Annotated in this window: 7 protein-coding genes; 2 read left to right on the top strand and 5 right to left on the bottom strand. The window is 41.1% G+C overall.

The window, feature by feature from the left end:
* Positions 1–195: 195 nt before the first annotated feature.
* Positions 196–1,746, bottom strand: a complete 1,551-nt coding sequence (gene guaA, locus ABJL82_RS04545; RefSeq protein ID WP_347273539.1) for a glutamine-hydrolyzing GMP synthase — start codon at positions 1,744–1,746, stop codon at positions 196–198.
* A gap of 118 nt (positions 1,747–1,864) precedes the next feature.
* On the opposite strand from guaA, the gene ABJL82_RS04540 reads away from it, so the two are divergent.
* Entirely contained in the window at positions 1,865–3,631 is a 1,767-nt protein-coding gene (locus ABJL82_RS04540; RefSeq protein ID WP_347273538.1) for a hypothetical protein, read from the top strand.
* On the opposite strand, the gene ABJL82_RS04535 is transcribed toward ABJL82_RS04540, so the two are convergent.
* Together ABJL82_RS04535 and ABJL82_RS04530 are read right to left on the bottom strand one after the other, a co-directional pair.
* On the bottom strand, positions 3,564–4,574 hold the full coding sequence (locus ABJL82_RS04535; RefSeq protein WP_347273537.1) for a cache domain-containing protein: 1,011 nt from the start codon (positions 4,572–4,574) through the stop codon (positions 3,564–3,566). The genes ABJL82_RS04540 and ABJL82_RS04535 overlap by 68 nt on opposite strands.
* Positions 4,575–4,771: 197 nt before the next feature.
* The gene (locus ABJL82_RS04530) at positions 4,772–5,674 is read right to left on the bottom strand and encodes a hypothetical protein (RefSeq protein ID WP_347273536.1); all 903 of its coding nucleotides are present in this window, start codon (positions 5,672–5,674) and stop codon (positions 4,772–4,774) included.
* A 292-nt stretch (positions 5,675–5,966) separates the two neighbouring features.
* Here ABJL82_RS04530 and ABJL82_RS04525 point away from each other — a divergent pair, with 292 nt between their 5' ends.
* On the top strand, positions 5,967–7,001 hold the full coding sequence (locus tag ABJL82_RS04525; RefSeq protein WP_347273535.1) for a hypothetical protein: 1,035 nt from the start codon (positions 5,967–5,969) through the stop codon (positions 6,999–7,001).
* A 391-nt stretch (positions 7,002–7,392) separates the two neighbouring features.
* On the opposite strand, the gene ABJL82_RS04520 is transcribed toward ABJL82_RS04525, so the two are convergent.
* The gene (locus ABJL82_RS04520) at positions 7,393–10,479 is read right to left on the bottom strand and encodes a glycan-binding surface protein (protein ID WP_347273534.1); all 3,087 of its coding nucleotides are present in this window, start codon (positions 10,477–10,479) and stop codon (positions 7,393–7,395) included.
* 70 nt (positions 10,480–10,549) lie between these two features.
* Positions 10,550–13,303 (bottom strand): CotH kinase family protein, encoded by a 2,754-nt coding sequence (locus ABJL82_RS04515; protein ID WP_347273533.1) that lies wholly within the window; start codon positions 13,301–13,303, stop codon positions 10,550–10,552.
* Positions 13,304–13,515 lie beyond the last annotated feature (212 nt).

Below are 13,515 nucleotides of genomic sequence, written 5' to 3'. Positions count from 1 at the left end.
TCGATATGTCGAAGCGTCTAAATACGAAATTCGAATATAGAAATTCGAAACAATACCGAAACTCAAAATTGAAATGTTCAAAACCAAGACCTTCTGCAATCGGCAATCGGCAAATTGTGGATTGTGGATTGCCGACTGTGGACTGTGGACTGTGGATTTTCTATTATGCCGTTTAACCACAATCTGTCACTCCTACTATTCCCATTCAATGGTGCTCGGAGGCTTTGTGCTTATATCATATACCACACGGTTAACGCCCTTCACCTCATTTATAATCCGATGGGAAATACTTCCCAGCGTTTCATTGGGAATGCGGTACCAGTCTGCGGTCATAAAATCTGTTGTTTCTACCGCACGAACAGCAATCACATTTTCATAACTCCTCTCATCACCCATAACCCCAACGGTACTTAACGGCAGGAGCACCGCAAAACATTGCGCAATTTTATTGTATAAGCCCGCTTTGCATATCTCCTCAATGACTATTTTATCTGCCTTACGCAAGACTTCTAAACGCTGTCCGGTAATTTCTCCTATAATCCGGATAGCCAAACCAGGCCCGGGGAATGGATGGCGCCCGACCAATTCTTTCGGAAGCCCCAGTTCTTCACCTATTTTCCTTACTTCATCCTTAAACAAAAATCGTAATGGCTCAACCAGTTCAAACCCTAATTCTTCAGGCAATCCGCCGACGTTGTGATGGCTTTTTATAGTGACTGTAGGACCGCCATGCGCAGGTATGCTTTCTATAACATCAGGATACAATGTCCCCTGGGCAAGAAATCGTACACTGCTTATCTTTTGCGCCTCATTTTTAAAGACTTCTATAAATTCATGACCAATAATTTTACGCTTTTTTTCCGGGTCTGATACGCCCTTTAGTTTCCCCAGAAATCTGTCCTGCGCCCGAACCACATGGAGGTCTGTTGAAAAATTTTCTTTAAATGTCTTAACTACCTCCTCCGCCTCAAAATTTCTTAACAGTCCGTTATCAACAAAAATACAAGAAAGACGATTGCCGATTGCCTTGTGAATGAGCGCGGCGGTTACCGCGGAATCAACCCCCCCGGACAAGCCACAAACGACACGCCCGTTTCCCACTTGTTTGTTGATGTCATTCACCGATTTTTCGATGAAGGAATCCATCTTCCAGTTCCCTGAACAATGGCATATTTCATAGATAAAATTCCTTATGATCCGGCTGCCATTTGGTGTATGCGTCACTTCCGGGTGAAATTGCACTCCATAGAAATCTCTATCCCTATGCTTTACTGCCGCATAAGGACAATTTTCTGTGTGTGCAAGCGACTCAAATTCCACCGGTAATTCAGTAACGATATCGCCATGACTCATCCATACAGTGATCTCTTGTGGAAGGGTTTTAAAAAATCTGTTTTCACCGCTGATGGCGCATATCGTACGCCCATATTCTCTTGCAGCGGTAGGGCTGACTTTTGAGCCAAGCATCATACATCCCAATTGCATGCCATAGCAAATGCCCAAAACAGGCACTCCCAGTTTCATTATTTCCTCATCACATCCGGGTGCGTTTTTTGAATAGACACTGGCAGGCCCGCCGCTGAGTATAATGCCTTTTGGTTTTATCTTTTTTATTTGTTCTGCAGTAATAAGGTGTGATACTATTTCGCTGTACACATGGTTTTCTCTTACGCGTCTGGCAATAAGCTGCGCATACTGAGAGCCAAAATCAAGGATTAAAACTTTTTCAATGTTATTTTCGAGCATTTCTTTTCCTAATCATACATATTTTTATACGGCCTGTTTTTAAAAACATGGCTTTATTCAGTGCAAAATAAAACCATGTCAACGTTGGTTTAAAATACTAAAACAGAATCATTTGAAAATGGCAACAGAAAATATTCCTTATAAAATACCGGAAAACGAAACGACCGTTTTTTATCCGCCTATCGGAGACGCCCCGGAATTGACGCGAGACAATATGCGGGAAATACAGCATTACGCCTTTAAATTAATTGATATTCCTTTTCAGACATTACGGAATGAAACCCGCCTGGAATTATTAAACACCGCAACACAATACACAAAAAAAATCCTTTCGTTCCTGCCGCACGAATTCCGCGAAACAACTAGCCACACGGTAAATAATAGCGGAAAAAATGCCGCTGAACAATTATACGAAAGTTTTTTGCCTGTTGAATCAAAAATTTCACATTGTCACTGTCCTGAAAGTATACCAATAATATTTACCGGACATGAACCCATTTTCTATCATCCCGGGATATGGATAAAAAACCATCTCGCATATCATCTGGCAGAGAGATTAAAAGGTATAAGCATAAATCTTATCGTCGATAGTGATTCATGTACGGCTGGTTTTATGTATGTACCGTGTCTCTCCAAAGAATCAGCATCTATTCAGAAAGTATCATTTGTTGAGGGGAAAGAAACTCAGGCGTACGAAGAAATTTCGTTTGAAAAGATAGAGGTTATAGAACACTTTAAAGATAAAGTTGATGCATTGCTCCGGAAAAACAATCACGACGACGTAAAAAATACCGTTAAAAATATGCAAATCATGTTTGATTGTTTTATTCATCAAATGCGGCATGCGTATCTGCAAGGCTGCAGGGACATGACGAGATTGTTTACTTCGGCAAGAAAGGGCATGGAAAACGCATGTGGCATTAAAAATCTTGAAATCCCTGTCTCGCTGATGTGTAACACGAAAGGGTTCTACTCTTTTTTCCTGCACATTTTGTACAATGCAAAACAATTTGCAGAAATTCATAACGAAAAATTAAATGATTATCGAAACACTCATGCCATTTCCTCTAAAGCAAATCCGGTTCCCGACCTGGAGATACATGATACCTTAGTGGAACTGCCTTTTTGGGTATGGGAAAAAGGCGGCGCACGTAATAAATGTTATGCACGATATGACGCCGGTTCCATAATAATAACAAATGGCAATCAAATGGAATGGGCATTAAAGAGTGATGAAGATCCGCAGAAAATCATTTCCAGACTCAGATCGTTGGAGTCGCAGCCTTCCCACACTATTAAGTTGCGGCCAAGGGCGATTACCCTGACGATGTTTTCGCGATTATTTGTGTCTGATGTATTCATCCATGGAACCGGCGGGTCAAGATACGATGTGATAACAAATGGCATCATGAAAGATTTCTTTCACATAGACCCGCCAAAATATATTACGACGACAACCACATTATTTCTCCCGGTCAAAACACAGGATATTGATGCGAAAACATTCCCTGCTTTACAAAAAGAGCTGAATGATATGCGCACCAATCCCGAACGGCACGCTTCGGGAAAAACAAGGCAACATCCCGTGTTTTTAAAAATGGTGGAGGAAAAACGTGCATTGATAGAGAGGATGAGGGGAAGCGACAAGGAGAAACGAAGTCAGTTATTCCATCAAATCAAAGAATTGAATGCGTCGATGTTTAAACAAATAACGAATGAGTTCGGGAACAGACAAAAAAAACTGGCGGCGATTAAAGAGAAAATGGTCTACAACGAGGTGGTAAAATGCCGTGAATATCCAATAGGTATATTTCCTTTTAATACGTTGAATGACCACTTTGCAAATGTCTTTTCCGAAAGTAAAAATAAAGATAAACAATCGTGATAACGGCTATGACCGTACCAATGATGATAAGATTTGTTTTCAAGGCAAGCACGGCATAAAACGCCTCTTTTTTATCCATTTCCACCAAAAGTATCCAGTTTATATCCCTGAGGTTTTCAAGGGGGGTATAGGCGCTGAGTACGGGCATATTACGGTAATCCTTTATTATTTTTATATCCGTATGCCCTGCAAACGCTTCTTTCGTTGCCTGTGTGTCAATTTCCAGTTTTAAAATAGTGTTTTGTTTCAAAAACCTTGACTTAGACCGCATGAAGTTGTCATCGCCAACCACATAAATTTCCCCGGTTTCCCCTAATCCATCCCTTTGCAATAAAATATAATCAATCTTTGAAAAAGGTATTTCAACTACCACCAAACCTAAAAGATTATTAGAAACATCATACACAGGGGCAGCCCCCAGAAAGATGAAATCTTTTGAATCCTCACTCCATGTCAAATCAGAAAATTTAATATTATTCAAACCTTCCCTATACACCTCTCCAATGGTAAATGAACTAAAAACGCCTGTTTTTAAATTTGTGCCGAGGTATTCGTCGCGCTTTACCCCGAAAACAACATTTCCGTCTTTATCAACAAGAAGAATGTTTTGATAACCGTACTGTCTTTGGTAATGTTCTAAAAGAGGTCCGTAATAGGTATCGACCTGTTTGTATGGGGTAGAATCTAAACCGGCAGATTTAAAGGCGTTGGAGAAGCGGGGTAAACTTTGCTCTACGATGGGGTTTTTGGAAAGGATATGCACATCTCCATATCTTTCATAAAAGAAGTTTTGAATCTGCATCTTTTTTATTTCCCGTACCGAGATCAAATGGTTCTTCGCCTCGTATTCCAATGCGGGAATAAGCGTCCGATATGTCAATGGCCCCATAATTACCAAAAATGTGAAAAAAGCAATGCTCGACGCAACTAATATCCTGTACATTTTATCTTTACCATTCCCAAATTGAATTATAGATACGGTTTCTCATGCATAAAAAAATAAACTCCCGCATGATACTAATAAATTTTGTTTTGTCAAGTTTATTGATTGAGTTAGGGGGGCGACAATCTACAATCTACAATCCACAATCTGCAGGTTGCCGGTTTCGCCGGGGCAAATGCTTTCGACCATACACACTATCACGCATTTCGATATGTCTCAATGAAAAATGCTACGTCCTTTTCATTTCCACCAATAATTTCGATGGTAAAATGCGTAATGTGATTTTTTTTAAGAAGAGAAATGATTTTTTTCATATCCATATCATAGTCAGTAGAAAAATGCGAATGGGTATCTCCCATTGGCGCTTTGAAATTCCAATCGAGTGGCGTTTGATTTGTATTTAAATGTACCCCCATAACACTACATTGCGTACATATCTCGTTAAGGCCCTCGTAAAAATCAAATTTATTTAAAATTGCTGATGCCCATAGGTGGCCGACGTCCAGCCAGATTGGGCAATCAAGGTATTTTAAATGCTCCGGTGTTTGATTTCCATTCCCAAGTCCGGGAAAATCATTCTCCATGCACAGGATGTAGGCCGGGAAATGGCTTCTTAGCCTCTCCATATTTATTTTCACCCTTTTTTGGTAGCCCTGAAACTCTTCCGTAGCTAAATATTCCGGATTCATTACGCGGGTATTGTGCAAAAGGTATTTACTGTCTATTGTATCGCGCAATACTTTCCCATAGTTGGCAGGGTCATTTTTAATTGGTTTTGTGGTCATGAAAAATCCATGCAGCACGGCAATAGTGCTGTTCAACTCTTCAAGAATATTTGCCGTGTTTTCAAAATCCTCAACAATACGCTCAAAATTATCTCCTGCCAGATTTATGAAATGTTGAGAAAATAATGGGGCATGAACGGTATACTTCACATCATATCCCTTAATTTTGTTATACAACTCCCTTGAAATGGTATTATGAAGTTGAATGCCAAATTCAAACCCTTGTGATTCAACCATTTCCTTACAATTTGTAACCTTTTTAAATACCTCTGCTTCTTTGAAACACATGGTACTCATCTCTATCAATACCGTCATTATAAAAACATTCCTTTCTGAACAATATCAGCACACAATAGGGGGAAAATTTTTCCACACCGTTTTCTTTAATATATATTCACATCAAAATAAAATCACTTATCCATTTGGGCGAAGCATTTGCCTGCATACAGTTATAACTCGTTCAACAAAACGGAGTTGTCGGGTGTACAGCATTTTAAGTCCTTATCTTCTACACAGGCAAATGCTTCGCCTCTATTATTTTGAAGGCACTATATTTGCGAAAAATTCTTATGCCTCGTACGAAAACATTCTTTAAAGAAGGTTGATTATGATACAGAGTACAGAAATTTCGATGATCAGTACCCAGGTCAATTCTGGTTTCACCACAGATGCTGCCAAAGGTACGGACAATTCATTGTTCCGTGATATTATTCAACATGAATTAAAGAGCCAGGCATCCCAAACGACGTCACATTCCGCCGCCCAAACTATAGAAACCGGCAAACCGGCATTATCGCAGTTAGAGCGTAATACTTTTGCCATTCAAACAGCCTCTGAAAACATAAGAAAAGGGAAAACCTCACCATCGTTTATAGAACAGTTAAAAATGTATAAAGAAGATCAATTGCTGTCAAAACCCGGGGGGGACTCTTTTGCGCTTAATAAAGAAACAAATACAATAGATTATGACTTAAATCAATCTCAATTTAGCAAAAGAGTAGGAAAAGACCTGAAAGATGCCGGCGAAAATATTATTAACATTTTTAAAGACGTAGGCGCCGGCGCGCCATTTAACTATGTTGATAGCAATGGTTCCATTCAGGAGGGGGAAAAGGTCGGTTTTTTCGGAACAATAATAAATTTCTTTAAAGATATTGCCAGCGGATTTACCCTTGGCAAATACACACCGGAAGGGGAAAGCGCCCCGACAAATGCGCTCGACGCAACAAAACACTTTTTCAAAAAGGTATTTGTTGATGCTGTTTTCAAAGACATTGTCGTAGGCGTGCCAAGGAGCGCAATACATGTCAGCGAAAATGCATTGTTTGCAGGTATAAATTTATTGGAAACTATTCCGGACGCCACCATTGGCAATTTTAAGACCGGACGGACAGTGACGACTGAAATCTTTGACGATATGCAGGTATTCGTTGATTTTGTCACCGATGTAGTCCCTATGGGCGAAGCAAATTCCCGGACGCATGCCTTTGCGCTGAATGAGGGTCTCAGGGGGCTTCCTTTTATCCGCAACATTACCAAACAGGCGCCGGAACCAAATGATGAGAAGTGGAAATATGTGCGAAACACCCCATTCAGAAAGTCAATTGAATCGTTTGCAACAATAATCCCCATACGCATGTGAAACAGGAGGGGATGGGCGAATTACGATTTACGATTTTTTTAATCTGTGTAATCTGTGAAATCTGTGGTTTCTCTTTTTACGAATTACGATTTGGGATTTGAATCGCACCTTGTAAACCTAAGCTGGCTATACCAGCAACAAGCCAGAAATAAAAAATACGAAATTCGAAGTACGAAATGCGAAACAAATCCGAATAACAAAGAATAAAACTCAAAACAAATCCAAAGCATACAACAATATGAAGACACGGAATGCGAGATACGAAAGATGCATTTGTTTAGAATTTCAAATCATTTTGTCATTAGAATTTGTTTCGGATTTCGTGTTTCGTATTTCGAATTTAATAATTAAATATCTTGCCAAAAAGAGCAAAGAAATTACTGATAAGGTATTAATTTGCCCTCTTCATTTCAATTGTAACCTCCGTCTCGCCTTGTATCTCTATTTTGGTCTTAACTTTTTTATACCCCCTTTTTTCCGTTTTTATTTTGTATGTACCGCTATCCAAGCCTTCAATTTCAAAAAACCCATTATCGTCCGACGATGTCTTCCACTTGATATTTGTCGTGATTCCATTCAAAGTTATTTTTGCCGATTTAACGGGTTTATTGTTTTTTTTGTTCACCACAGTGCCCGACAATTTCCCTTTGTTTTCAGCATTTGAAGTCAATAGAATATTGTCAAGATATATAACACCTGAAGCATCTGCACTACCGTTCCATGGAATAAACTCAATCATTGATATGCGGCTGAAATCGAGTTGTGTTGTTGAGCCATCCTGCCCTTCCGGATAACGCCAATCATAGAATTTTCCGTCAAGCGGTATTGAAAACGTCTGCCAATCCCCATCCTCTAACTTCGGAAATTTGTTATATTTTTTTATTCCCACATCCGGTTTCCCCTTATTGCCCTGTTCATCGGTAATCACCACCAAAAGCTCTGTCGTAGCATTATCCGTAGTCTCTATTTTAATATCAAACTGTAGATTCTTATATCCTTCCCAATTTGCAGTTGCATCGTATGTTTCTGAAGGTTGCCCATCTTCTCCATAGATTACGGTTTTATGTCCATACGTGCCAAATGACATATATTTCCTGCCATCTTTGGTATCTCCGTTTGAACGGTCAAACTCTATCTTCATAGAGGCAATACCGCCCATGGAAGGCTTCTCTTCGTAATCCAGGGAAAAACGGTAAATATACGGGCTGTTCCTGTCTTCCGGAATGCCATGCGCATCCCACCAGCCTATGGAATACGGCTCAGATTCGTTCCATGCATGCGCCAATGAGCCCGTTTCAAAGTCACAAATCCTTCTTACTCCTTCTGCTTCCCGGGATACTACTTCCACGGTTACCGGTATCTCAACTATGCCTTCCGGTGTGTTTACTTCTATTGCAGTTTCATAAACGCCTTCTGACAAATCAGAACGGTCAATGGTTACATATACCACATCGGTTACCTTTGCTTCTCCGGATGTTTCACCGGCAATATCCAACCACGAGGCGTTTTCTGAAACAGACCACGTTGTGACTCCCTGCCGCGCGTTTGTTATATAAACCGGCATAGTATATGCTGTTTCTCCATCGCTTTCCAAAATACCGGTTTCGTAATGTCCAAAATTCATTTGCACAGGGTTTACATGAAGGTATGTGGCGGGTTCTGTTTGTGTGTCTTTTTCAGAAAAGATGAAGGCGTATATTGCCAACGGCTGGAATTCATACGTCAATGCGCCACCGCTCACGGCAACCCCTCCTGTTTCCATTTCTACAATGTAGGGGTCGTTCATGCCGAAACGCAAAATCTGCTTCAAATAGAGTGTTCCGCTAAAACCGCTTATTTGCAACCTGGCAGTCTTTGCAGACTGATCATGCACTAAATCGCCCGATTCGTCATACTCACCTTTGTACGCTGCCACCACAACAACATCGCCATCGGATTGCGCACAGGCATGGACTGAAAACGCTTCCCAGTCGCTTGATTCGGCATAAGCAACGTCTCCTCTGAAATATGTACTCATAAGGCGGAATGCCCAGTATTTCGGGTTTGGTTCTCCCTTTTCACTGAACATTGCCTGTTTTGCGGAATCGGCTTCCCTGCCGTAACTGCTCCCAGCCTGATTCGGCTCTCCTACATACCAATTGCAGGCAAGCTTTACCCCCATTTTGGCAAAAGACCCAAGGTAATCCATCTGGCCAATAGCCGCAATTTGAGGATTTTCCGGGTAGCCACTCCAGTAAAAATAATCATACTCGGAAAAGGATATTTCCGTGCCAGGATAATAATTGGCAATCATATTTTGAAAACGTTTTAGTATTTTTGGTTCAATGTCAAAAGAACTAACTATTTCAGCATCTTGTGTATAAAAACCCTCCTGCCACAGGGATCTTGTCTCCTGCACGGCATCGTATTCAGTTAGAGCCTGTATATATCTGTGGACATCTAAAAAATCAATCGTCCTCATGCCGGTTTCCGCCTCATGTTCCGCAGCACGAATAAGATACTGACACAAAACACGGTTTTCATCCGTTTCCCATCCAACGATTTCCGGATCATTACCCCGGTCAGGAAATACTTCCCTGTTCCACTCATTTTCTTCATCCATCATTATCTGCCACCCCTCATCGTCAGGCTGAGATACCCCATTGATTTCGGTAACCGGACAATAGAGGGAATAGTCGTTATTCCAATATAACCACCAGTTTGCGGGAGTGGGGCCAAATGTTGAAGCATTGGGGTTTGCCTCTTTTATTGCGTCTGCAACGGAGAGCAAGCGCGGGAAGTAGTTGTCAAAGGCAGTGTCGGAATTAAGTACCAAATCCCCATGGGCGCTGTCTTCGTAAATGTCAGGATAGTCATATCGTCTCCATGCAATCCATGGTTCGTTTCCGATTTCCCAGAATTTTATATCATCGCCTGCCTGAAATATCCATGATTTGACGTCATCCGTAGTCTGTATGCGGTAAAAATCCTCGTCATCGATAGTATTCCCATCGCCCGCCACATAACCAAACACAGGCACAAGAAGGAATGGTTCGGCATCAACATCGTCCCGGCACCATTTAACAAAACTCTCCCAGCTCATGGAAAGATACTGATTTTCAAAGGAGAATACGTTGTACATCCGGTTAAGGCTGTAATTGTAACGTTCCATATTCGTGGCGCCCAACCTGACTACGGAAACATTTGCCTCTTTAAGTTTCGGCGCGCATAAATCAAAATAATATCCCTGACACCAGTTGGCAACGTTGACTCCGTATATATAATCGCTGATCTGTTGCCTGTCGCGTGAAATATCAACCGTTAATTGGACGTACGTATCCAGACCTTTTTCATTATTGCGAGAATCCGTTTCAGCGTAACAATCTGTATGGTTTATGCAAACAGAACATTGCTGTAGAATTAAGAATAAAATAAACAAAAAGAATATATGGTTTGGCGGCTTATTAAACATGTGCGTTGTCTTTTTGATTGCTATCATTAAATAAATCAGGCTACCTTTCAAATCTTTTCGAGTCGATGCCCAATCAAGCCACAAAAACTGAATGGCATTATTCCACAAGGGTAACCAGTAATGTTGGATTCTCGCTATCCGTAGCATCGAATTCAAAACGATACATCCCTGCTTCTTCGGGAGACCATTCTATATCGGCAAGGATAGGATCTGAATATTCGCTGTAAAGGTAATGCTTTTTGCCGTTAGTAAGACTTTTTCTATAATACGACGCCCCGAAGTTTGTGTGTTCATTCGTTGAAGCATCGGCAATGCGAAATGTGTAGTCACCTGAAGAAAGGCCGACCTCCAGTGTATAGAGTCCATCGGTATTCGTAAATTTATATTCTGCTCCAGCCTCCCAGTCATTCATAGAACCCATTAAATAAAGTTCAGCGGTTATTGGCGCTACTCCGGGCGTCCAGTCTGCATCCGCAGTAATTTGTTCCATGGCAAACGAACTTCTGGTCATGAACCAGTTTGCCTCAGGCTCTGCGCCGCTATCGTCCCCGCTCAACAAGCGATAAAAGGTTGCATTCGACCAATCGGGCGGCTGATCTATTATTTCCATCATTTCATAGGTATCGTTTTCAATATAAGCGGCAATCATTTCCTGCCATTCATTAATCCTGCACACACTGTGGTCGTAATCAAAATAATCGTTGTTCTCGTCTATGAGTTCCTGGAGATACGCTTTGTATTGATCTCTGAACTGCTGAACAGAAAGTATTTTATACACGAGTGGTCTGCTGTTATTCATAGTGCCCCATTTCATCACATCCTGCGTTCCCGTATTCTCCAGTAAATAAGAAATCCCCAGGGTACGGTCGTAATCATAGGGAATAAAATAGAGTTTTTCCGATTCATCAAAGTATAAATAGTAATTGTTGGCATTTAACCAATGATCATCCCATGAACCTATCAGCACATTAACTGCAAGAAACCGGAGAAAATGGTCTACATCCATCTCCGATTGTATCCAATCAACAAATTCATCACCCTCTTTTGAATTCAGGTCTTCGATAAACTGAATTAATTGTTCCTTTGCTGTTTCCAGATCGGACTTGTTGGTTTTGAGATCGTAGTAAGGCCTGTAACTTTCCTCTTCATTTAGCGAAATATCTTCTACCCCTATTTTATCAGTATTCAGGTTGGCATAGTTCAAATCTCCCGGGTTCCGGCACTTCCACAGATACCCCTCGTCATTGTCTTTGCCAAACCGCTCCTGTATAAACTCTTTATCTATGTTTTCTACCATGCAATATACGCCATAGTATGCAGGCGCATCGTCTTCTTTTACCTTTATATACACCCTGGCGTAACTCGAAAGCGGTGCAGTCCATACCCCGAATTTTTTAAACAAGTCATAGCAGTAAACCTCCCTTACGTATGAATCATCACCGCTAAAGCTCCTTAAATTCAATCCCCGTAGACCCTTGAAACGAGCATCCTTGTCATATTCGTTAAAATCAATCTTCAAGTGCGCCCTGTGCCAATCAGGTGATTCCGGGTCGTGAAGTTCCCCTGCTTCCCCTTCAAGGCGTATTCTACTGTATGTGCCTCCCCTGATCCTGAAGCCAATACCTTCCATATTTTCAATCTCGCCATTTTTTTCGAATTCAAAATCCGCCGTTGAATACTCTTCATGTTTGGGATTCGAATCATAGTATAGCAGTTGATTATTCCACTCGTCCGTGCTAATGGTAATGGTGATGACAGGCAATGCGTTGATATCAAATACATAGTTTAAATTCTCGCTCAGCGCCAGAGATTCAACAGGAGAGGCAGAAACACTGACGGTAGTAGCCTGCGAATTGTTTGTCTGGTCATAGTCTTGCGGCTGAACATTGTCGATACGAACGGTTGCATTGTACGTTCCGGCGGCGTCAAAGGTGGTCGTGAAAGAGACGTCCGTTGTTTCTCCGGCTTTTACCGTAACCGTAGCACTGCCAACAATTGTGTCTTCAATCAAAAGAAAAACGTCCGCCGATGCCCCAGCGCCGCCATTTAATTCGCTGATTTTTGCGGTGATATTCGCTTCCTGTTTTTCCGTTATAAAGCATTTCACATTAAGTTCGCTTACGTTTAAATCCGGAGGCATCGTTGAAACCATGACAGTAGTGGATGAAGAGTTGTTTGTCTGGTCATAGTCTTCCGGCTGAACGTTGTCGATACGGACGGTTACATTGTACGTTCCGGCAGTATCAAAAGTGGTAGTGAAAGAGACGTCCCTTGTTTCTCCAGGTTGCAACGTAACCGGAGAATTGCTAATGACCGTATCTCCTACCAAAAGAGAAACATCCGCCGCCGCCTCGGTATCGCCATTTAATTCGCTGATTTTTGCGTTGATAGTTGTTTCCTGTTTTTCCGTTATAGAGTTACTCAACGCTATATCGCTTACAGTTACATCCGGCAATAAAAGCACCTCGCCCGTTGCATTAAGCTTTATATTTCCCTTTTTCTCTTTAATTTTTACCGTCACCTTGATTGATTCTGCGTTTTTAGTGTTTTCATATTGCAGCACAACGGAGCTTCCGGAACCGTCCGTTTTGGGCGTCAATTCAACATTTTTAAATATTTTTTCCAATGATGACGATTTCAGCTTAATCTGTTTTGCGGTCGTAGGGGCTGAATAACCGTCTTTAATCACAGTAATATCAATGGTAACTTCAGCAATATTATCAGCATTTTGCAGTATTTGAACTGAAAGTTCGTAGGGTTGTTCTTTGCTTTTTGCGGAAGAATTTTTCGCAAACAGTGATATACCGAGGCATAAAAAAAGAAGAACGAGCGTAACATGTGTTTTTTTCATTATTTTCTCCTTAATCTCAAAGAATGATTACCGGAATCTTGCTGAAAATTGGACGGCAATGGCAAAAATCCTGCTTAAGCCGTTATTGCTAGCGACTACAGAGGAAGATACCAGAATTATGTGCAAGTTTCATGTATAAATTTGCAGGTTTTTTAAAGAGAATACCGAACCGCAGAACAAGGAATATCGAATATTAAAGTAAAATCCGGCGC

It is taken from the genome of Candidatus Kuenenia sp. (genome assembly GCF_039794105.1).
Lineage (GTDB): Bacteria > Planctomycetota > Brocadiia > Brocadiales > Brocadiaceae > Kuenenia.
This window is presented reverse-complemented; position numbering and strand designations above follow the sequence as displayed.